Origin of the sequence: Zestomonas carbonaria, assembly GCF_904061905.1 — a bacterium.
GTDB classification, from domain to species: domain Bacteria; phylum Pseudomonadota; class Gammaproteobacteria; order Pseudomonadales; family Pseudomonadaceae; genus Aquipseudomonas; species Aquipseudomonas carbonaria.
This window is the reverse complement of the sequence record NZ_CAJFCI010000040.1, coordinates 1-19547: the sequence shown is the minus strand read 5'-3', so window position 1 is coordinate 19547 and position 19547 is coordinate 1. Positions and strand designations below refer to the sequence as shown.

At 66.1% G+C, this 19547-nt stretch carries 20 protein-coding genes, 2 tRNA genes and 1 pseudogene; 13 read left to right on the top strand and 10 right to left on the bottom strand.

What is annotated here, in order from left to right; all coding sequences use genetic code 11:
* Positions 1-8: 8 nt before the first annotated feature.
* Together PSEWESI4_RS10265 and PSEWESI4_RS10260 are read left to right on the top strand one after the other, a co-directional pair.
* Complete coding sequence (locus tag PSEWESI4_RS10265) at positions 9-959, top strand: alpha/beta hydrolase (protein ID WP_187671109.1); 951 nt, start codon at positions 9-11, stop codon at positions 957-959.
* A gap of 5 nt (positions 960-964) precedes the next feature.
* Positions 965-1585, top strand: a complete 621-nt coding sequence (locus tag PSEWESI4_RS10260) for a DUF4198 domain-containing protein (RefSeq protein WP_210768841.1) — start codon at positions 965-967, stop codon at positions 1583-1585.
* 28 nt (positions 1586-1613) lie between these two features.
* Here PSEWESI4_RS10260 and PSEWESI4_RS10255 read toward each other — a convergent pair whose 3' ends face one another.
* Both PSEWESI4_RS10255 and PSEWESI4_RS10250 read right to left on the bottom strand, forming a co-directional pair.
* Positions 1614-2783, bottom strand: coding sequence for a patatin-like phospholipase family protein (locus PSEWESI4_RS10255; protein WP_187671107.1), 1170 nt, complete (start codon positions 2781-2783; stop codon positions 1614-1616).
* Positions 2784-2892: 109 nt separating this feature from the next.
* Positions 2893-3828, bottom strand: coding sequence for a lipid A biosynthesis lauroyl acyltransferase (locus tag PSEWESI4_RS10250; RefSeq protein ID WP_187671106.1), 936 nt, complete (start codon positions 3826-3828; stop codon positions 2893-2895).
* A 123-nt stretch (positions 3829-3951) separates the two neighbouring features.
* Here PSEWESI4_RS10250 and minC point away from each other — a divergent pair, with 123 nt between their 5' ends.
* From minC to PSEWESI4_RS10215, 7 genes are all read left to right on the top strand, one after another.
* Entirely contained in the window at positions 3952-4692 is a 741-nt protein-coding gene (minC, locus tag PSEWESI4_RS10245; RefSeq protein ID WP_187671105.1) for a septum site-determining protein MinC, read from the top strand.
* A 57-nt stretch (positions 4693-4749) separates the two neighbouring features.
* Positions 4750-5565 (top strand): septum site-determining protein MinD, encoded by an 816-nt coding sequence (gene minD, locus PSEWESI4_RS10240; protein ID WP_187671104.1) that lies wholly within the window; start codon positions 4750-4752, stop codon positions 5563-5565.
* The gene (minE, locus tag PSEWESI4_RS10235) at positions 5562-5816 is read left to right on the top strand and encodes a cell division topological specificity factor MinE (RefSeq protein WP_187671103.1); all 255 of its coding nucleotides are present in this window, start codon (positions 5562-5564) and stop codon (positions 5814-5816) included. Before minD ends, minE begins: the two co-directional genes overlap by 4 nt.
* 55 nt (positions 5817-5871) lie before the next feature.
* The gene (locus tag PSEWESI4_RS10230; protein WP_187671102.1) at positions 5872-6507 is read left to right on the top strand and encodes an RluA family pseudouridine synthase; all 636 of its coding nucleotides are present in this window, start codon (positions 5872-5874) and stop codon (positions 6505-6507) included.
* Positions 6508-6520: 13 nt separating this feature from the next.
* The gene (locus tag PSEWESI4_RS10225; protein WP_187671101.1) at positions 6521-7117 is read left to right on the top strand and encodes a class I SAM-dependent methyltransferase; all 597 of its coding nucleotides are present in this window, start codon (positions 6521-6523) and stop codon (positions 7115-7117) included.
* A gap of 29 nt (positions 7118-7146) precedes the next feature.
* A complete protein-coding gene (locus tag PSEWESI4_RS10220; RefSeq protein WP_187671100.1) occupies positions 7147-8439 on the top strand; it encodes a M18 family aminopeptidase in 1293 nt (430 codons plus the stop codon).
* A 61-nt stretch (positions 8440-8500) separates the two neighbouring features.
* A complete protein-coding gene (locus PSEWESI4_RS10215; RefSeq protein WP_187671099.1) occupies positions 8501-9154 on the top strand; it encodes an HAD family hydrolase in 654 nt (217 codons plus the stop codon).
* A gap of 157 nt (positions 9155-9311) precedes the next feature.
* Here PSEWESI4_RS10215 and PSEWESI4_RS10210 read toward each other — a convergent pair whose 3' ends face one another.
* Positions 9312-10274 (bottom strand): NAD(P)H-quinone oxidoreductase, encoded by a 963-nt coding sequence (locus tag PSEWESI4_RS10210; protein WP_187671098.1) that lies wholly within the window; start codon positions 10272-10274, stop codon positions 9312-9314.
* 134 nt (positions 10275-10408) lie between these two features.
* Between PSEWESI4_RS10210 and PSEWESI4_RS10205 the strand changes: the two genes are divergently transcribed.
* Complete coding sequence (locus PSEWESI4_RS10205) at positions 10409-12490, top strand: carboxy terminal-processing peptidase (RefSeq protein WP_187671097.1); 2082 nt, start codon at positions 10409-10411, stop codon at positions 12488-12490.
* 79 nt (positions 12491-12569) lie between these two features.
* Positions 12570-14333 (top strand): bifunctional diguanylate cyclase/phosphodiesterase, encoded by a 1764-nt coding sequence (locus tag PSEWESI4_RS10200; protein ID WP_187671096.1) that lies wholly within the window; start codon positions 12570-12572, stop codon positions 14331-14333.
* An 87-nt stretch (positions 14334-14420) separates the two neighbouring features.
* On the opposite strand, the gene PSEWESI4_RS10195 is transcribed toward PSEWESI4_RS10200, so the two are convergent.
* The 7 genes and pseudogenes from PSEWESI4_RS10195 to PSEWESI4_RS10165 form a co-directional block, all read right to left on the bottom strand.
* The gene (locus tag PSEWESI4_RS10195) at positions 14421-14891 is read right to left on the bottom strand and encodes a tetratricopeptide repeat protein (RefSeq protein WP_187671095.1); all 471 of its coding nucleotides are present in this window, start codon (positions 14889-14891) and stop codon (positions 14421-14423) included.
* A complete protein-coding gene (locus PSEWESI4_RS10190) occupies positions 14892-15257 on the bottom strand; it encodes a hypothetical protein (protein ID WP_187671094.1) in 366 nt (121 codons plus the stop codon).
* A 305-nt stretch (positions 15258-15562) separates the two neighbouring features.
* Positions 15563-15835, bottom strand: a pseudogene (locus PSEWESI4_RS10185) (helix-turn-helix domain-containing protein); the annotation flags it as partial.
* Between the two features lie 44 nt (positions 15836-15879).
* Positions 15880-16323: a DUF1232 domain-containing protein gene (locus PSEWESI4_RS10180; RefSeq protein ID WP_187671093.1), complete on the bottom strand. Its 444-nt coding sequence runs from the start codon at positions 16321-16323 to the stop codon at positions 15880-15882.
* Between the two features lie 364 nt (positions 16324-16687).
* The gene (locus PSEWESI4_RS10175; RefSeq protein ID WP_187671092.1) at positions 16688-17404 is read right to left on the bottom strand and encodes an FKBP-type peptidyl-prolyl cis-trans isomerase; all 717 of its coding nucleotides are present in this window, start codon (positions 17402-17404) and stop codon (positions 16688-16690) included.
* 166 nt (positions 17405-17570) lie between these two features.
* Positions 17571-17647, bottom strand: a tRNA-Asp gene (locus tag PSEWESI4_RS10170).
* Positions 17648-17663: 16 nt separating this feature from the next.
* Positions 17664-17739 (bottom strand) — tRNA-Val (locus PSEWESI4_RS10165).
* A 162-nt stretch (positions 17740-17901) separates the two neighbouring features.
* On the opposite strand from PSEWESI4_RS10165, the gene rdgC reads away from it, so the two are divergent.
* Positions 17902-18822 carry a recombination-associated protein RdgC gene (gene rdgC, locus PSEWESI4_RS10160; RefSeq protein ID WP_187671091.1) on the top strand — a complete coding sequence of 307 codons (921 nt, stop codon included), beginning with the start codon at positions 17902-17904 and terminating at the stop codon, positions 18820-18822.
* Positions 18823-18950: 128 nt separating this feature from the next.
* Positions 18951-19265: a quaternary ammonium compound efflux SMR transporter SugE gene (gene sugE / locus PSEWESI4_RS10155; RefSeq protein ID WP_187671090.1), complete on the top strand. Its 315-nt coding sequence runs from the start codon at positions 18951-18953 to the stop codon at positions 19263-19265.
* Positions 19266-19547: the final 282 nt, after the last annotated feature.

Sequence of the window (19547 nt, the reverse complement as noted above, 5' to 3'; positions counted from 1 at the left end):
GGACGCCAATGAATCCCCGGATCTACCTGCTTTGCGCCCTGCTCGGCCTGGCTTCCCTACCGGCCCCGGCCGAAACCGGAACGCCCTGGAGCCCGGCCGTGCTCCCGCACGGCCAGCAACGCGAACTGGCCTCGCGGCATACCGGCCGCAGCTACCGCATCTATCTGTCCACGCCGACCGTCGAGCCGCCCGCCGACGGCTATCCGGTGATCTACGTGCTCGACGGCAACGCCATGTTCCCGGCCCTGGCGCTGGCGGCCCGAGGCCAGGAGAAGCGCGCCGAGGTCACCGGCATCTCGCCGGCGCTGATCGTCGGCATCGGCTATCCGATCGACGGCCTGCTCGACGAACAGGCGCGCGCCGAGGACTACACCCCGCCGGCCGACGACCTCAGCGACACCGGCGACCTGCGCGCCCGCAAACAGGGCGGCGCCGGACGCTTCCTGGCGTTCATCGAGGACGAGCTCAAGCCACTGATCGAGGCCGAATACCCGGTGGATCGCCACAGGCAGACGCTGTTCGGCCACTCCTACGGCGGCCTGTTCACCCTGCACGTGCTGTTCAACCGGCCGCAGGCTTTCCAGACCTACGTCGCCTCCAGCCCGTCGATCTGGTGGAACCACCGGCAGATCCTCGCCGAACGACGGCAGTTCGCCGCCCGCCTGGCGGAGCAGCCGGTACAGGCGCGCCTGCTGCTCAGCGTCGGCGGCCTGGAGCAGCCCTCGGCGCAACCCACCGGCGCGGCCGACGACAACCCGCGCCTGCGCATGATCGGCACCCGCCGCATGATCGACAACGCCCGCGAACTGGCCGCCGACCTCGCCCCCCTGCACTCCCGGGGCCTGTCCAGCCAGTTGCGCATCTACCAGGACGAAAACCACGGCTCGGCCATGCTGCCGGCAACCCTCCGCGCCCTCGAATTCGCCCTCGACGACTCCGATCCACCCCTCAAGAGGTAATGCCCATGCTACGTACATCCGCCCTGACCATCGCCCTGCTCAGCTTCTCCGGCCTGGCCCACGCCCACTTCGCCTGGCTCGAACGCGGCCAGGATGGCGCCACACAGGCCTATTTCGGCGAATGGGCCGACGACCTCCGGGAAACCCAGGAAGGCCCGCTGAAGATCCTCGCCTCGGCCAAGGTCACCCAGAACGGCAAGCCCCTGGAAGCCACTCGCCACGACGATCACTTCGCCTTCGCCAGCCAGGGCGATGCCGATGTGCGCCTGGAACAGGTCTTCGTCCGCAACGACACCCGCGTGCTGTTCAACGCCAAGTCCGGCCGCCAGGAAACCCAAGGCGCCAGCCCCCTGGAACTGGTGCCGACCCAGACCGGTGGCGACACCTTCACCCTGCTCTTCGAAGGCAAGCCGCTGGGCGAGACGGAAGTGGTGGTGTTCGGCCCGCCGAAATGGAGCAAGACCCTGCGCACCGACGCCAAGGGCCAGGTACAGGTGCCGACGCCATGGGCCGGCCAGTACGTGATCGAGACCAGCCACGGCGTCGAGGGCAGCGGCAAGGAAGGCGACAAGCCCTATGCGAAGAGCCGCTACGTCAGCACCACCACCTTCACCGTGAACAAGTGAAGGCCAGCGCCGTGGCGGCTTCGCGCCGCTACGGCCGCTCCGCCGCCAGGAAACGCGCCAGCGCCTCCCGCTGGGCCATGGCGTCCTGGAAACCCAGCTCGATCAGCGCATTGCAGTAACCCGGCTCGAACAGCAGGTAGCTGAGCACCGCCGAGCCGCCGGAACGGGTCGCGCCCGGTCCGTAGAGGAATGGCCGCAAGGCGCGGGGCAGCTCTTCGCGATAGCGGGCGGCGATCTGGTCCAGCGGCTGGCTGGGGGAGATCGTCAGCACCTCCACCGGCCGCACGCCCAGGCGCGAGCGGGCGTCATCCGGCAACAGGCGGCTGAGCAGGTTGATGCGTTCGAGCGTCTCGATATCGGTTTCCAGGCTGTCGATGAACGTGCTGTTGAGCATGTGCCCACCGATCTGCGCCAGGCTCGGCGGCCGAACGCTGCGCGGTCGCGGCACGCTGGCGTTCGCATCGCCGTTCTGGAGATTGCCGCTGACCCCGACCACCAGCACCCGGTTGGCGCCCAGGTGCAGCGCCGGGCTGATCGGCGCCGACTGACGCACCGCGCCGTCGCCGAAGTACTCGCGGTTGACCTTGACCGGCGGGAAGAGCATCGGGATCGACGCGCTGGCCATCAGGTGCTCCACGTTCAGGCGCGTCGGCACGCCCACCCGGCGATGCCGGAACCAGGGATCGACGGTCGCCCTCCCCTGGTAGAAGGTCACCGCCTGGCCGGACTCGTAGCCGAACGCGGTCACCGCCACCGCGCGCAGGCGCCGCTGGCGCACCGCCGCGGCGATGCCCGAGAAGTCCAGTTCGCGGGAGAGCAGTTCGCGCAGCGGCGCGTTGTCCAGCAGCGCCGCCGGCGACTGCCCGGAGAACCCCAGCAGGTTCCGGCCGACGAAGCGCCCGGCCTGGCGCACCACGCCGGACCAGTCGCTGCGATAGATGTGGCCGGTGTGGAAGGCGCGCCAGACATCGGTCAGGCGCAGGATCGCATCGCGAAAGTGCAACGCCCCGCAGGCCAGGCCCACGGCGTTCACCGCGCCGGCCGAGGTGCCGACGATCACCGGAAACGGATTGTGCCCGGCATCCGGCAACAGTTCGGCGATCGCCGCCAGCACGCCGACCTGATAAGCCGCCCGCGCTCCGCCGCCGGAGAGGATCAGGCCGGTCACCGGCGGGATCGAGGGGCCGCTGTACTGCATGTCAGTCCTCCCTGTCGTTGTTCACCACACCGCCGCAGGAGCGGCCCATGGCCGCGAATCGCGCGCATGGCGCGCTCCTGCGCTTGGGATGCACCGCGCAACCCCTGCGTCAGGCTCCTCGCTTGCGATAAAGCTTCGGCTCCCCCTCGGGACGCGTCTTGAAGCGCCGGTGCGCCCACAGGTACTGCTCGGGGCATTCGCGGATGACGCTTTCCACCCACTGGTTGATGCGCAGGCAATCCGCCTCTTCGCTCTCGCCAGGGAAATCCTCCAGCGGCGGGTGGACCACCAGGCGATAGCCCGAGCCGTCGGCCAGGCGCATCTGGGTGAACGGCAGCACCAGTGCGCGGCCCAGGCGGGCGAACTTGGTGGTGGCGGTCACCGTCGCCGCCTGGATGCCGAACAGCGGCACGAACAGGCTCTGCTTGCGGCCGTAGTCCTGGTCCGGCGCGTACCAGATGGCGCGGCCGGCACGCAGCAGCTTGAGCATGCCGCGCACGTCCTCGCGTTCCACCGCCGTGGCGTCCAGGTTGTGGCGTTCGCGGCCATTGCGCTGCAAATAATCGAATACGGGGTTGTCGTGCTCGCGGTACATGCCGTCGATGGTGTGCTGCTGGCCGAGCAACGCCGCGCCGATCTCCAGGGTGGTGAAGTGCACGGCCATGAGGATCACCCCCTGCTCTTCGGCCTGGGCCCGCTTGAGGTGCTCCAGCCCCTCGATATGGGCCAGCTTGCGCAGGCGCTTCTTCGGCCACCACCAACTGATCGCCATCTCGAAGAAGGCGATGCCGGTGGAGGCGAAGTTCTCCTTGAGCAGGCGCTTGCGCTCCGCCTTCGGCAATTCGGGAAAGCACAGCTCCAGGTTGCGCGCTGCGATCTGCCGGCGCGACACCGCCAGGCTGTACATCAGGGCGCCGAGCACCCGGCCCATCCGCAGCAACGCGGGATAGGGCAACTGGGCGACCAGCCAGAGCAGACCGATCCCCAGCCACAACGGCCAGAAACGCGGATGCAGGAAATAGGCACGAAAACGCGGACGATCCATCGGAGCTTCCGGACAAAGGACACGGCCGGGCATTCTACACGCCGAGCGCGGCTTGCGGCCCCATGCCGGTTCTCGCTATAAGTCCCCGCTACTCCAGACCTCACCACAGGCCCCTCAGGCACAATGAGCCAAGCCGACCTACTCGACCAATCCCCCGTGTTCCAGCTCAAGGGCAGCATGCTCGCCATCACCGTGCTGGAACTCACCCACAACGACCTCGCCCGCCTCGACTCGCAATTGCAGGCGAAGGTGGCCGAAGCCCCCAACTTCTTCAGCAACGTCCCGCTGGTGCTGGCCCTCGACAAACTGCCGGAAGACAGCGGAGAACTCGATCTCGCCAAGCTGCAGGCCGTCTGCAAGCGCCACGGCCTGCGCATCATGGCCATCCGCTCCGAGCGCGAGGCGCACATCGCCCTGGCCGCCGCCCAGGACCTCGCCGTGCTGCCCTCTTCCGGAGCGCGCGAACGGCTGATCGAGCCGGCGGAAAGCGCCGAGGCGCGGCGCAAGGCGGAAAAACCGGCGGAGCCGGAAATCAAGCCAACCAAGGTGATCACCTCGCCAGTGCGCGGCGGCATGCAGGTCTACGCGGCGGGCGGCGACCTGGTGGTGCTGGCGCCAGTCAGCGCCGGTGCGGAACTTCTCGCCGATGGCAACATCCATGTGTACGGCCCGATGCGCGGGCGCGCCCTTGCCGGGGTCAAGGGCAACGTCAAGGCACGCATCTTCTGCCAGCAGATGGGCGCCGAGATGCTCTCCATCGCCGGCAAGTACAAGGTCGCCGAGGACCTTCGGCGCGACCCGGCCTGGGGCGACGCAGTGCATGTCAGCCTGTCGGGTGACGTGTTGAAGATCACCCGGCTTTAACGGATACTGCCGCACATTTTCAAGGACCAGAAATCCTTCCAATAGGGGTGAATCACCTTGGCCAAGATCCTCGTAGTCACTTCCGGCAAGGGTGGCGTGGGCAAGACCACCACCAGCGCCGCACTCGGCACCGGACTCGCCCTGCGCGGGCACAAGACCGTCATCGTCGACTTCGACGTCGGTCTGCGTAACCTCGACCTGATCATGGGCTGCGAACGCCGCGTGGTGTACGACTTCGTCAACGTCATCAACGGCGAAGCGACCCTCACCCAGGCCCTGATCAAGGACAAACGCCTGGAAAACCTCTACGTCCTCGCAGCCAGCCAGACCCGTGACAAGGACGCGCTGACCCCGGAAGGCGTGGAAAAGGTCATGAACGAGCTGCGCGAGAACTTCGAATACATCGTCTGCGACTCGCCGGCGGGCATCGAGAAAGGCGCCCACCTGGCCATGTACTTCGCCGACGAGGCGATCGTGGTCACCAACCCGGAAGTCTCCTCGGTACGCGACTCCGACCGCATGCTCGGCCTGCTGGCCAGCAAGTCGCGGCGCGCCGAGAACGGCGAAGAACCGATCAAGGAACATCTCCTGCTGACCCGCTACAATCCAGAGCGAGTCAGCAAGGGTGAAATGCTCGGCGTGGAAGACGTCGAGGAAATCCTCGCCATCCGCCTGGTCGGCGTGATTCCGGAATCCCAGGCGGTGCTCAAGGCCTCGAACCAGGGTGTACCGGTGATCCTCGACGAACAAAGCGACGCCGGCCAGGCGTACAGCGATGCCGTCGACCGTCTTCTCGGCAAGGAAGTGGCACATCGCTTCCTCGATGTGCAGAAGAAAGGACTCTTGCAACGCCTGTTCGGAGGTCGTGAATGAATATTTTTGACTTCTTTCGTGAACGCAAGAAGCAATCCTCCGCTTCGGTCGCGAAAGAGCGTCTGCAGATCATCGTCGCTCACGAGCGCGGCCAACGCAGCAAGCCGGACTACCTGCCCGACCTGCAGAAGGAGCTGGTCGAGGTGATCCGCAAGTACGTCAACATCGACATCGACCAGGTACAGGTCGCCCTGGAAAACCAGGGAAGCTGTTCGATCCTCGAACTCAACGTCACCCTGCCGGATCGTTGATCCCGGCATGAGCGAAGCGGCGGCCCAGGCCGCCGTTTTCATTTGTGGAACCCGCATGCCGCTCTCCAATATCGAAATCCTCCACGCGGACGACGCCATCCTGGTGGTCGACAAGCCCACCCTGCTGCTCTCGGTGCCCGGTCGCGCCGACGACAACAAGGACTGCCTGATCACCCGCCTGCAGGAAAACGGCTTCCCCGAGGCACGCATCGTCCACCGCCTGGACTGGGAAACCTCCGGCCTGATCCTGCTGGCCCGCGACGCCGACAGCCATCGCGAGCTGTCGCGCCAGTTTCACGACCGCGAGACCGAGAAGGCCTACACCGCGCTGTGCTGGGGCGAGCCGGAAGCGGACAGCGGGCGCATCGAACTGCCGCTGCGCTACGACCCGCCGACCAAGCCGCGCCACGTGGTCTGCCACGAACACGGCCGCCACGCGCAGACCTTCTGGCGCGTGCTGGAGCGCTGCGGCCACTACAGTCGCGTCGAGCTGACGCCGATCACCGGCCGTTCGCACCAGTTGCGCGTACACATGCTGTCGATCGGCCACCCGCTGCTCGGCGACCGCCTCTACGCCCACCCCGAAGCCCTCGCCGCCCACGACCGGCTGTGCCTGCACGCCAGCATGCTGGCCTTCACCCATCCGCAGAGCGGCGAACGCTTGCGTTTCGAGTGCCCAGCACCTTTCTGAACGGATCACCGCCATGGACAGGCCCGATTTCTACGCAGTCACCCGCGGAGCTCCCGCCCACCCGACACTGCTGCACGCCCTGCAATGCTGGAGCGGCGCCCCCGGACTGGCCCTCGACCTAGGCTGCGGCGCGGGGCGCGACACCCTCGAACTGCTGCGCCAGGGCTGGCGGGTGCAGGCCGTCGATTCCGCCCAGGCCGGGCTGGAGGCCCTGTCCGCGCTGGTGCCCGGCCAGGATGAGCAACGCCTGCTGACGGTCTGCGCGCGCTTCGAAGACATCCATCTACCCACCGCGCAACTGATCAACAGCAGCTTCGCCCTGCCCTTCTGCCCGCCCCACGCCTTCGAGGGGCTCTGGCAGCGCATCGGCCGGTCCCTGAGCCAGGGCGGGCTGTTCGCCGGGCACTTCTTCGGCGACCGGGACGAATGGCGCGACCGCGACCTGACCATCCACACCCGTGGCGACGTCGAACAGCTCTTCCAGGGCTGGGAACTGCTCCAGTTCGAAGAGCACGAATGGCAGGGCAAAACGGCCGTCGGCAGCCAGAAACACTGGCACCTGTTCGCAGTAGTGGCCCGACACGGGCTGAAGCACCAGCCAATGCGGTAAACTCCGGCCATTGCTGCTTGGAGTCCCGTATGCCCGCCGATCTGAACCAAGGCCTTATCGACTTCCTGAAGGCCTCGCCCACCCCCTTCCACGCCACCGCCAGCCTGGCCCAGCGCCTCGAAGCGGCCGGTTACCAGCGCCTCGACGAACGCGAGGCCTGGCAACCCGAAGCCGGCGGCCGCTACTACGTCACCCGCAACGACTCCTCGCTGATCGCCATGCGCCTCGGCAAGCGCCCGGCCCTGGAAGGCGGCCTGCGCCTGGTCGGCGCGCACACCGACAGCCCCTGCCTGCGGGTCAAGCCGAATCCCGAACTGCAACGCCATGGCTTCCTGCAACTGGGTGTGGAAGTCTATGGCGGCGCGCTGCTGGCCCCCTGGTTCGACCGCGACCTGTCGCTGGCCGGGCGCGTCACCTTCCGCGAGAGCGGCAAGGTGCAGAGCCAGTTGATCGACTTCCAGCAACCCATCGCGGTGATCCCCAACTTGGCCATTCACCTCAACCGCGAGGCCAACCAGGGCTGGCCGATCAATGCGCAGAACGAGCTGCCGCCGATCCTCGCCCAGGTCCCCGGCCAGGAGCCCTACGACTTCCGCGCCCTGCTCGCCGAGCAACTGACCCGCGAACACGGCTTCAACGCCGACGCGGTGCTGGACTACGAGCTGAGCTTCTACGACACCCAGGACGCGGCGCTGGTCGGCCTCACCGGCGACTTCATCGCCGGGGCGCGGCTGGACAATCTGCTGTCCTGCTATGCCGGCCTGCAGGCGCTGCTCGCCGCCGAGGGCGATGAAAGCTGCGTACTGGTCTGCACCGACCACGAGGAAGTCGGCTCCTGCTCGGCCTGCGGCGCCGACGGTCCGTTCCTGGAGCAGGTACTGCGCCGCCTGCTGCCGGAAGGCGAGGCCGGCTTCACGCGAATCATCCAGAAATCCCTGCTGGTCTCCGCCGACAACGCCCACGGCGTGCATCCCAACTACGCCGACAAGCACGACGGCAACCACGGCCCGAAACTCAACGCCGGCCCGGTGATCAAGATCAACAACAACCAGCGCTACGCCACCAACAGCGAGACCGCCGGCTTCTTCCGCCACCTGTGCCTGGAGAACGAAGTGCCGGTGCAGAGCTTCGTGGTGCGCAGCGACATGGGCTGCGGCTCGACCATCGGGCCGATCACCGCCAGCCAGCTCGGTGTACGCACCGTCGACATCGGCCTGCCGACCTTCGCCATGCACTCGATCCGCGAACTGGCCGGCAGCCAGGACCTGGCGCACCTGGTGAAGGTGCTGACGGCGTTCTTCGCCAGCCACGACCTGCCCTGAATCCGCTGGTGGAAAACGCTTCGCGGTTTTCCACCCTACGAGCATCCCAAGGAAAACTTCCATGCCCCTGGCAATCTTCGATCTCGACGACACCCTGATCGACGGCGACTGCGCCAGCCTCTGGTGCCGGCACATGGCCAACCTGCAATGGGCCGACGGCGAATCGTTCCTGGCCCGCGAAAGCGAGCTGATGGAGCTCTACGCCGAAGGCAAGCTGGCCATGGAGGACTACATGGCCTTCACCCTGACACCGTTGGTCGGACGCACCGCCGAGGAAGTCGAGTACGAAGTGGGGCCGTTCGTCGAAGACGTCATCGAGCCGCTTATCCACAGCGACGCCATGCGCCGTGTCGCGGCCCATCGCGCCGCCGGCGACCGCGTCCTGGTGATCTCCGCCTCCGCCCGCTTCCTGGTCAGCGCCATCGCCGGGCGGCTGGGCATCGACGAAGTGCTGGCCATCGAGCTCGATGAACGGCACGGTAGCTTCAGCGGCGACACCCTCGGCGTGCTGACCTACCGCGAAGGCAAGATCACCCGCTTGCGCGCCTGGCTGGAAGGGCAAGGGGAAAGCCTGGACGGCGCCAGCTTCTACTCCGACTCCCACAACGACCTGCCCCTCCTGCGCCTGGTCGACCGCCCTCACGCGGTCAATCCCGACCCGCAACTGCGCCGGCACGCCGAAGAGGCCGGCTGGCCGATCCTGGAGTGGCGCTAGGCCACACACCCCGAATGCGGTAGGAGCGGGCCATGCCCGCGATTCGCGGCCATGGGCCGCTCCTACAGGGAACGTGGCAATCGCAGGGTGCGCCGCGCGCACCGCCCCGAGGGCAGCACCAAGGCTCCCGGCAAGCAGTGCCCCCTACGAGGCCGGATCACGCCAGCGCCGGGTCGATCACCAGCACCAGCTTGCCCGCCACCGTGTTACCGGCCAGCTCGGCGAATGCCGCTTCGGCGTCCTCGACCGGAAAGCCGCGCTCCAGTTGCGGCAACAGGCGGCCTTCGGCGAACAGCGGCCACACCTGCTGGCGCAGGTCGTCGAGCAAGTCGGCCTTGAACGCATCGTCGCGGGAGCGCAGGGTCGAGCCGATCAGTTGCAGGCGCTTGCCGAGCAGCAGGCCCATGTCCAGCTCCGCCTTGCGTCCGCCCATCAGGCCGATGTTCACCCAGCGGCCGTCGCGCGCCAGCAGTTCCAGGTTGAGCGCCGCGTAGTTGCCGCCGACGGGGTCGAGGATCACGTCGAACGGCCCGAAGTCGCGCAACCCTTCCAGGTCCTCGCCACGAATCGCCCCGCCCTGCGCCCCCAACGCCTCGCAGTAGGCCAGCCGCTCGGCCGAGCCGACGCTGACCCAGCAGGGATTGCCGAATGCCCTGCACAACTGGATCGCCGCCGAGCCCACGCCACTGGCGCCGGCGTGCAGCAACACCTTCTCGCCCGGCTTCAGCGCGGCCAGGCGGAACAGGTTGAGCCAGGCGGTGGCGTACACTTCCGGCAGCGCCGCCGCTTCCTGCAGGCTCAGGCCCTCCGGCACCGGCAGCACGTGCCGCGCGTCGACCACCACCTCCTCGGCCATGCCGCCGCCGGCCAGCAGGGTGCAGACCCGGTCGCCGACCCGCCAGGGGCTGCCGGCGCCGACCTCGCTGATCACCCCGGAGCACTCCAGGCCAAGGATCTCGCTGGCCCCCGGCGGCGGCGGATACAGTCCCGCCCGTTGCAGCAGGTCCGCCCGATTGAGCCCGGCGGCCGCCACCTTGATGCGTACCTGGCCGACATCGCAGACCGGAGATGGCCACTCACCCCATTCCACGCGCCCCTCGACGCCTTGCAATGCCTTCATGCTGCCTCCATAGTGATTTCACGGGTCCGGCCAAAGGCCGGGCTTTTTCATTACGCGACGGGCTCCCATTGAACCGCCGCACGCAAAGACGGCCTAATATGCTTTATCAACTGTCACCACGTCGAACCAGCAGCATGAAGCGCTTCCTCCCCTGCACCACCCTAGCTCTCGTCCTCGGCCTCAGCGCCCTGCCGGCCCTGGCCAGCAGCAAAGCCGGCAATCCGTGGGACAGCCTTCAGCCCGACCGCGAGCAGGTGATCGCCAGCCTCAACGTGGTGGAGTTGCTCAAGCGCCATCATTACAGCAAACCGCCGCTGAACGACGCCCGCTCGGCGATCATCTACGACGGCTACCTGAAGATGCTCGATCCGGCGCGCAGCTATTTCACCGCGGCGGACATCGCCGAGTTCGACCGCTGGAAGACCAAGTTCGACGATCTGCTGAAGAGCGGCGACCTGGAACCCGGTTTCACTATCTACAAGCGCCATCTCGACCGCTTCAAGCAGCGTCTCGACTTCGTCCTGGCCGAACTGGACAAGGGCGTCGACAAGATCGACTTCAGCCAGGACGAAACCCTGGAGACCGACAGGGAGAAAGCCGCCTGGGCCAAGAGCCCGGCAGAGCTCGACGACCTGTGGCGCAAGCGCCTGAAGGACGAGGTGCTGCGCCTGAAGATCGCCGGCAAGGACGACAAGGCGATCCAGGAACAACTGACCAAGCGCTACAAGAACCAGCTTTCGCGCCTGGGCCAGACGCGCGGCGAGGACATCTTCCAGACCTACATCAACGCCTTCGCGCAGTCCTACGACCCACATACCAACTACCTGTCCCCGGAAAGCGCGGAAAACTTCGACATCAACATGAGCCTGTCGCTGGAAGGCATCGGCGCGGTGCTCCAGAACGACAACGACTACGTGAAGATCGTCCGCCTGGTACCCGCCGGGCCCGCAGAGAAGAGCAAGCAGCTCGCCCCGGCCGACAAGATCATCGGCGTGGCCCAGGGCAACGGCGAGATGGTCGACGTGATCGGCTGGCGCCTGGACGAAGTGGTCAAGCTGATTCGCGGCCCCAAAGGCTCGATGGTGCGCCTGGAAGTGATCCCGGCCAGCAACGCGCCCAACGACCAGACCAGCAAGGTGGTGGCCATCACCCGCGAAGCGGTCAAGCTGGAAGAGCAGGCGGCGAAGAAATCGGTGCTCAAGCTCGACCACGAAGGCCAGACCTTCACCCTAGGGGTGATCGAGATCCCGGCCTTCTACCTGGACTTCAAGGCCTTCCGCTCCGGCGACCCGAACTACAAGAGCACCACCCGCGACGTCAAACGCCTGATCGGCGAGTTGCAGAAGGACAAGGTCGACGGCATCGTCATCGACCTGCGCAACAACGGCGGCGGCTCCCTGCAGGAAGCCACCGAGCTGACCGGCCTGTTCATCGGCCAGGGCCCGACCGTGCTGGTGCGCAACAGCGACGGCCGCGTCGACGTGCTCGCCGACGAGAGCAACGGCGCCTACTACAAAGGCCCGCTGGCCGTGCTGGTCAACCGCCTGTCGGCTTCCGCCTCGGAAATCTTCGCCGGCGCCATGCAGGACTACCACCGCGCCCTGGTTCTCGGCGGCCAGACCTTCGGCAAGGGCACGGTGCAGACCATCCAGCCGCTCAACCATGGCGAGCTGAAGCTGACCCTGGCCAAGTTCTACCGCGTTTCGGGCCAGAGCACCCAGCACCAGGGGGTGATTCCCGACATCGAGTACCCGGCGGTGGTCGACACCAAGGAAATCGGCGAGAGCGCCCTGCCCGAAGCCATGCCCTGGGACAGCATCCGTCCGGTCGTCACGCCGGAGAGCAACCCGTTCAAGCCCTTCCTGGCCGAACTGAAGGCTCGCCACGACAGCCGCGTCGCCGACAACCCGGACTTCGTGTTCACCCGCAACCGCCTGGCCCTGAGCCAGAAGCTGATGAACGAGACCACCGTCAGCCTCAACGAGGCCAAGCGCCGCGCCCAGCAGGCTGAGATCGAAGCCAAGCAACTGGCCTTGGAGAACGCCCGGCGCAAGGCCAAGGGCGAGGAACAGCTCAAGGAGCTCAAGAAGGAAGACGAGGACGCCCTGCCGGTCGAGGATGAGAAGCTGAAGCCGGAAGAAGACGCCTACCTGGTGGAAACCGGGCAGATCATGCTCGATTACTTGGGTCTCAGCTCGGCGATGGCCAAACACTGACATCAGATCGTCATCTGGCTGTCGTGAAATGCAAGGCCGGTCGAAAGACCGGCCTTTTTCTTTCCGACAGAGAGCTGCCATGACCGTCACCGAGCAGTTGAGCGCACTGGACTCGATCCTCGCTCACGGCGACCTGCACAGCCTGTTCCAGCCCATAGTGTCGCTCGCCGAGCAACGCATCATCGGCTTCGAGGCCCTGACCCGCGGGCCATCAAACAGCCCGCTGCACTCCCCCATCAGCCTGTTCGGCGTCGCCCGTCATGCCGGCCGCCTCAGCGAGCTGGAGATGGCCTGCCGGACCAGCGCCTGCCGCCGCTTCAGCGAACAGCGCCTCGAAGGCCGCCTGTTCCTCAATGTTTCGCCGGAATCGCTGCTCGAACCCGGCCACCAGCCCGGGCGTACCCTGCAGTTGTTGCAGAAATTCGGCATTCCACCCGGCCAGGTGGTGATCGAGCTGACCGAGCAATCCCCCACGGAAGACTTCGACCTGCTCGACAACGCCCTGCACCACTACCGCGCCATGGGCTTTTCCATCGCCCTCGACGATCTCGGCGCCGGATATTCGAGCCTGCGCCTGTGGTCGGAACTGCGCCCGGACTTCGTCAAGATCGACCGCCACTTCATCGACGGCATCCACCAGGACGCGGTCAAGCGCGAGTTCGTCGACTCCATCCGCAAGATGGCCAAGGCCTCGCGCGCCCAGGTGATCGCCGAAGGTATCGAACGACCGGAAGAACTCGCGGTGCTCGCCGAGATGGGCGTGGACCTGGTCCAGGGTTACCTGATCAGCCGCCCCCAGGAACACCCGGTGCGCGACGCCAGCAGCCTGCTGCCCAGAATGCAGCCGAACACCCCGGGACTCGCCGAGGAAGGCAGCGACCTCGCCGCGCTGCTCAACGAACAACCCGCCGTGCGGCAGGACCGCCCGGTCGCCGAGGTGCTGGAAGCCTTCCGCCTGCAAGCCAACCTGAACTCCCTGGCGGTGCTGGACGAACGGCAGCATCCGGTCGGCATCATCCACCGCCACTCGCTGTCCGAAGCGCTGCTGAAGCCCTTCGCCACCGACCTCCTGGCACGCAAGCCGATCAGCCGGCTGATGAGCACGGACTTCCTCGCCATCGAGGTCGACCAGCCCCTGCAGCGCGCCAGCCGCCTGCTCACCAGCCGCGCCCGGCAACGCATCGAGGAAGATTTCATCATCACCCGGCACGGCCGCTACCTGGGCCTGGGGCGGGTCATCGACGTGCTCAAGCTGATCACCGAACTCAAGGTGCAGCAGGCCCGTCACGCCAACCCGCTGACCCTGCTGCCCGGCAACGTGCCGATCCAGCAATGCCTGGCCCGCCTGCTGCAACAGCGGCGCCAGGCGGTGATCTGCTACGTCGACGTGGACAGCTTCAAGCCCTTCAACGACCTGTACGGCTATGCCAGGGGCGATGAAGTGCTGCTCTGCCTGGCGCAATGCCTGAGCGAACGGATCGACCCGGCGCGCGACTTCGTCGGCCATATCGGCGGCGACGATTTCCTGCTGGTGCTCGGCTCGGCGGACTGGCGCCAGCGCCTCAACCTGCTGCTGGAGGATTTCCAGGGACAGTGCCGGCGCTTCTACAACGCCGAACACCTCGAGACCGGCTGCATCGTCGCCCATGACCGCCAGGGCAGGCGCCAGGAATATCCGCTACTCTCGCTGTCCCTCGGGGTGGTGCACCTGCATCCGGAGAGCTGCGCGCAACTGGATGCCGGCCAACTGGCCAGCCTGGCCTCGGAGGCCAAGCGCTACGCCAAGAACATGCCGGGCTACAGCCTGCACGTCATCGACACACGCGGAGTCCCCGCGGCCTGATACACAGGTGGGCAGAGGGTGGGCTTCAGCCCGCCAAAGAAGGGTTCGATTTCGATTGGTGGGCTGAAGCCCTCCCTGCCCAGGAATCTACAGCCCCAGCTCGGCAGCGCGTGTTGCGTAGCGATCGGCCTGCACGGAGTCGGGCGCCAGGCCGTGACCGCCGGTCTGGTACAGCTCGGCCAGGCGGCGAGCCGCCAGCGGATGCCCGGCCTCGGCGGCCTTGCCCCACCAGCGCGCGGCCTCCAGGCCATCCGGCGGCCGCCGGCTATCGCCGGCCAGGCTCAACAGTCCCAGTTGATAGGCGGCCTTGCCGTCCCCCGCCGAGGCCGCGAGGCGCAGCAGGCGGATGCCCTCCTCCCGCGCGCCGAAACCCTCGCCGCGAAACACCAGCAGATGGCCGTAGAAGCTTTGCGCGGAGCGATCTCCCAACGCCGCCATGCGTGCGAACTGCCCCTGCATCCACTGCCAGGCACGCGGCTGGCGGACCAGCCAGCGCCAGCGGAACAGCCTGCGCGCCACGGCATAACTCACGCGCGCCCGCAGTCGCCAGTGCCACATTCAGACCTCCTCGGGGTAATCGAACTCGAACACCCGCACCACTTCGGCAGCGTGCCAGGAAGCCGCCGCCACGCCGTCGGAAGGTCCGGAAAAACGCCCCAGGCGCACGACGCTCTCGAAGAAACCCGGGCGCGGCAGGCGGCTCGCTCCCTGGCTGATCACCAGGGCGCTGCGCAACGGCCGCTCGGCGCGGGCGTCCAGCGCAGCCAGGTGCTCCAGCGCCGCGGCAAGCGTCTGCATCGCGGGGGTGGGTAGTTCCAAGCGCTCGATCAGGGCGCGATAGGTCAACAGGTGACGTTGCCGGCGTGCCTCTTCGAGCTCGTGAAGCAACGCCTCCCACTGCTGGCGGCTGATACGTATGCTCACATCTCGTCTCCCCAGCCATCTACTCCAAGATTCCGTGCTAGGGTCTGTTGCCGTTTCGTCGCGAACCGCGTTGCCGCGCCAAATGGCGCCAGGTTAGGCGCGGGACGCAGGGAATGGTATCCCCCTTGCCAAGTCCCGCAACGACGCATGGCGCCATTTGCCGCGCAACCCGAAGGGACGGGCCTGTTTTTGCGCGATGCGTCGTTGCTCGACGGCTCATTTGGAACGACCAAACTTCGCGTCTCGCGCCTAGCCTCGCGCAAAAACAGGCTCCGTCGCGGCCGTGCCGAAACGGCAACAGACCCTATCGCCGCATCCGGTTGACGCTCTCCTTTTTCGATCATAGCCAAATAGTGCGGACTGATGCCCACCGCGCGGGCCAGTTGTTCCTGGGTGAAGCCCTTGCCTTCACGCAGTTCGCCAAGCCGGGCCAGGATCGGCCGGCCGTTCCCGACGGGCTCGGCGCCAGGCGCGGCGGGCACTTCGCGACCGGCAGCACGCAGCAGGGCCTGGTAATCGGCCCACGCCAGCACGGCATACCCGGCTTCGCCGTCGCGCATGATCACTTGCACGTTCATCAATTGATCCTTCTCCAGTCTCTGGGCCGAATCTTAACAGGCCATCAGGGAGCCTCGCCGCTCTCCTCGCCCGACTCGGGAATGCGCAGCAACTCCGCCTGCCTGTCCGCCGACTGCGCATCCCGCCAGACGCGAAACGCTTCCAGCTCCTGCCGCCAGGTCCTCATCACCCAGGCCAGCACCGCGAAGTCATCGAGCAAGCCCACCCCCAACAAAAGATCGGGTATCAGGTCCAGCGGCGAGAGGAAATACAGCAACGCGGCGACGGCCGAAACCAGCGCCTGGCGGCTGATCGCCCGGTACTCGCCGCGCCACCAGGCGCCGCAGAGCGCTTGCAGCAGGCGCAGATCGTCCTTCACGGCGGACAGTCGCCAACCCTGGCGGGCACTCTTTCGAGTGACGGCAGCCAGCAGGAAAGGCAGCCGACCATTGCCTAGAAAACGCTGCGCCAACGCCAGGTAACGCTTGAGGTTCCACGGTGTTTTCATCGTCGTGTCTCGCCAATCCGCACCCTAAAGGGCCTGCTCGGGTTATCCACCGAAGCTGTGGATAACCTTGTAGACAAATCCTGAATGAGTCGAGCAAAGCCCCGTCCCATGCGGCTCCCAGACAGATCGGATAAATTTTATTCAGATGAAAAATCCAAACAAAATCAACCGGTTATAAGCTTATCCAGCAATCATGAAGGTTCCACGCCGGGCGAGATGAGAAACGCTCGCACAATGTGCATAACCGTAACACCCGACGCACCGACATCCTTCCTGATCAGACTGCCGGGTCGCAATCGGGTTCGCCTGCCAGAAACGACAACGCCCCGTCGAAACGGGGCGCTGTCCTGTACCGGGGAGTTGCTTACTGCTGCGGGTCCGGCTGCTGGGCCGTGTCCTTGATACCGATCAACTCGACGTCGAACACCAGCACCGAATTGGCCGGGATCGCCGGGCTCGGGCTCTGCTCGCCGTAGGCCAGTTCGCTCGGGATGTAGAACTTGTACTTCTCACCCACATGCATCAGTTGCAGGCCTTCGACCCAACCCGGGATCACGCCGCTGACCGGCAGGTCGATCGGGCTGCCGCGCTCGATGGAGCTGTCGAACACCTGGCCGTCGGTGAGGCGGCCCTCGTAGTGGACGGTCACCACGTCGGTGGGCTTCGGCTGGGCGCCGCCGGCCTTCGTCACCACTTCATACTGCAGGCCGGAGGCGGTGGTGGTCACGCCATCGCGCTTGCCGTTTTCCTCGAGGAACTTCTTGCCGGCGGCGGCGCTTTCCTCGTTCAGCTTGGCCATGCGCTCTTCGGCACGCTTCTGCAGGAAGGCGAAGGCTTCGACCAGCTCTTCATCCTTGAGCTTTTGCTCCTTCTTGCCGAGGGCGTCCTCGATACCCTGGGCCACGGCCTTGGAGTCGAGATCGTCCATGCCTTCCTGGGCCAGGCTCTTGCCCATGTTCAGACCGATGCCGTAGGAGGCCTTCTGTGCCGGGGTTTTCAGCTCCACGGCGGCTTGCTTGTCGCAGCCGGCGAGAACCAGGCCGACCAGCGCTACCGCGGCCGCCAAACGATGCTGTCTCATGCTGTTTCCTTGTCCGTGCGCCCAGGCGAGCGCTATCGAGTGAAGATGCGAGCTTATCAGGCCGTCGCGATCACTGGCTACGAGGATATGAGCAGGAAAATCCGAATAGGTTCAGGTATTTGGAAACGAAGAGGAGGATATTGCGAGGTGAAGCAAGGAGGGAAAATGGCGCAGCGGACGGGACTCGAACCCGCGACCCCCGGCGTGACAGGCCGGTATTCTAACCGACTGAACTACCGCTGCGCGTTACCCCGAGAATTGGTGGGTGGTGACGGGATCGAACCGCCGACCCTCTGCTTGTAAGGCAGATGCTCTCCCGGCTGAGCTAACCACCCGCTCTCTCGGTGTGGCGCGCATTCTACGGAGCGCCCCAAACCCTGGCAAGTCCTTTTTGGAATAAATTTCTTCAGATACACCAAAGAGTTAGCTCAGGGTTGGCCTATGCGGCCACGAGGAGAATAATGCGCGCTTTTGCGTCGTTTGGAGATTCGCCCGCCATGTGGTTCCGCAACCTGCTCGTCTATCGCCTCACCCAGGATACGTCTTTCGATGCCGAGGCCCTGGAGGCTGCGCTGGCCACCAAACTCGCCCGCCCCTGCGCCAGCCAGGAACTGACCACCTACGGCTTCGTCGCGCCCTTCGGCAAGGGCGAGGATGCGCCGCTGGTGCACGTCAGCCAGGACTTCCTGCTGATCGCCGCCCGCAAGGAAGAACGCATCCTGCCCGGCAGCGTGGTCAAGGACGCGCTGAAGGACAAGGTCGAGGAAATCGAGGCCGCGCAGATGCGCAAGGTCTATAAGAAGGAGCGCGACCAGCTCAAGGACGAGATCGTCCAGGCCTTCCTGCCACGCGCCTTCATCCGCCGCTCGCAGACCGTCGCCGCCATCGCGCCGAAGCTCGGCCTGATCCTGGTCAACAGCGCCAGCGCCCGGCGCGCCGAGGATCTGCTGTCGACCCTGCGCGAGGCCATCGGCTCGCTGCCGGTGCGTCCGCTGTCGGTGAAGATCGCCCCCAGCGCCACCCTCACCGACTGGGTCAAGACCCAGCAGGCCGCGCCAGACTTCACCGTGCTCGACGAATGCGAACTGCGCGACACCCACGAGGACGGCGGCGTGGTGCGCTGCAAGCGCCAGGACCTGACCAGCGAGGAAATCCAGTTGCACCTCTCCACCGGCAAGCTGGTCACCCAGTTGTCGCTGGCCTGGCAGGACAAGCTGTCCTTCGTGCTCGACGACAAGCTGATCATCAAGCGCCTGCGCTTCGAAGACCTGCTCACCGAACAGGCCGAGCAGGACGGCGGCGACGATGCGCTGGCCCAACAGGACGCCAGCTTCACCCTGATGATGCTGACCTTCAGCGAATTCCTCCCGGCGCTGTTCGAAGCGCTCGGCGGCGAGGAAATCCCGCAGGGTATCTAAGCGATGCACCGTTACAGGTCATGAATTTGCCCTTGCGGTCAACATTTGCCAGAATGGCCGGCAGCCGGGGACGACCCCGGCTCGCTTGCGGATTCAGGGGACGACCCCGGTAGTCACTGGAGGTCATCATGTCCTGGATCATTCTGTTCTTCGCCGGCCTGTTCGAAGTCGGCTGGGCCGTCGGCCTGAAATACACCGACGGCTTCACCCGCCCCCTCCCTACCGCTCTGACCGTTGCAGCGATGGCGATCAGCCTCGGCCTGCTCGGCCTGGCCATGAAGGACCTGCCGCTGGGAACCGCCTACGCGATATGGACCGGCGTCGGCGCGGTCGGCACGGTGATCGCAGGGATCATCCTGTTCGGTGAATCGATGGCGCTGATTCGGTTGGCCAGTGTGGCGTTGATCGTCACGGGATTGCTCGGCCTCAAGCTGAGTCATTGAAAAAAGCCGATCAAGAGCGCTTGAGGCTGGAGGGCTGGACGAGAAGTCGGGGCTGCTTGGGGGGAATGGAGTATCGGGGCTGTCTGACACTCCGCCCCTCACCCCCGGCCCCTCTCCCGGAGGGAGAGGGGAGTCTACGGAGCCGGTCTTGCCCCATGAGCCCACCACAACACCGGACAACCTCTCTCCCGATGGGAGAGAGGAGTATCCGTGCGTACCATCGGGCTCCGTGCTCTCCCGCAACGCCGATCAGTCCCCTCTCCCTCCGGGAGAGGGTTGGGG

Bases quoted from the DNA above. Each gene is read 5' to 3' on its own strand.
- rdgC (WP_187671091.1), top strand. From the start codon at position 17,902: ATGTGGTTCCGCAACCTGCTCGTCTATCGCCTCACCCAGGATACGTCT.
- PSEWESI4_RS10225 (WP_187671101.1), top strand. From the start codon at position 6,521: ATGGACAGGCCCGATTTCTACGCAGTCACCCGCGGAGCTCCCGCCCAC.
- PSEWESI4_RS10205 (WP_187671097.1), top strand. From the start codon at position 10,409: ATGAAGCGCTTCCTCCCCTGCACCACCCTAGCTCTCGTCCTCGGCCTC.
- PSEWESI4_RS10260 (WP_210768841.1), top strand. From the start codon at position 965: ATGCTACGTACATCCGCCCTGACCATCGCCCTGCTCAGCTTCTCCGGC.
- sugE (WP_187671090.1), top strand. From the start codon at position 18,951: ATGTCCTGGATCATTCTGTTCTTCGCCGGCCTGTTCGAAGTCGGCTGG.
- PSEWESI4_RS10210 (WP_187671098.1), bottom strand. From the start codon at position 10,274: ATGAAGGCATTGCAAGGCGTCGAGGGGCGCGTGGAATGGGGTGAGTGG.
- PSEWESI4_RS10250 (WP_187671106.1), bottom strand. From the start codon at position 3,828: ATGGATCGTCCGCGTTTTCGTGCCTATTTCCTGCATCCGCGTTTCTGG.
- PSEWESI4_RS10175 (WP_187671092.1), bottom strand. From the start codon at position 17,404: ATGAGACAGCATCGTTTGGCGGCCGCGGTAGCGCTGGTCGGCCTGGTT.
- PSEWESI4_RS10200 (WP_187671096.1), top strand. From the start codon at position 12,570: ATGACCGTCACCGAGCAGTTGAGCGCACTGGACTCGATCCTCGCTCAC.
- PSEWESI4_RS10230 (WP_187671102.1), top strand. From the start codon at position 5,872: ATGCCGCTCTCCAATATCGAAATCCTCCACGCGGACGACGCCATCCTG.
- PSEWESI4_RS10265 (WP_187671109.1), top strand. From the start codon at position 9: ATGAATCCCCGGATCTACCTGCTTTGCGCCCTGCTCGGCCTGGCTTCC.
- minE (WP_187671103.1), top strand. From the start codon at position 5,562: ATGAATATTTTTGACTTCTTTCGTGAACGCAAGAAGCAATCCTCCGCT.
- PSEWESI4_RS10255 (WP_187671107.1), bottom strand. From the start codon at position 2,783: ATGCAGTACAGCGGCCCCTCGATCCCGCCGGTGACCGGCCTGATCCTC.
- PSEWESI4_RS10195 (WP_187671095.1), bottom strand. From the start codon at position 14,891: ATGTGGCACTGGCGACTGCGGGCGCGCGTGAGTTATGCCGTGGCGCGC.
- minC (WP_187671105.1), top strand. From the start codon at position 3,952: ATGAGCCAAGCCGACCTACTCGACCAATCCCCCGTGTTCCAGCTCAAG.
- PSEWESI4_RS10180 (WP_187671093.1), bottom strand. From the start codon at position 16,323: ATGAAAACACCGTGGAACCTCAAGCGTTACCTGGCGTTGGCGCAGCGT.
- PSEWESI4_RS10215 (WP_187671099.1), top strand. From the start codon at position 8,501: ATGCCCCTGGCAATCTTCGATCTCGACGACACCCTGATCGACGGCGAC.
- PSEWESI4_RS10220 (WP_187671100.1), top strand. From the start codon at position 7,147: ATGCCCGCCGATCTGAACCAAGGCCTTATCGACTTCCTGAAGGCCTCG.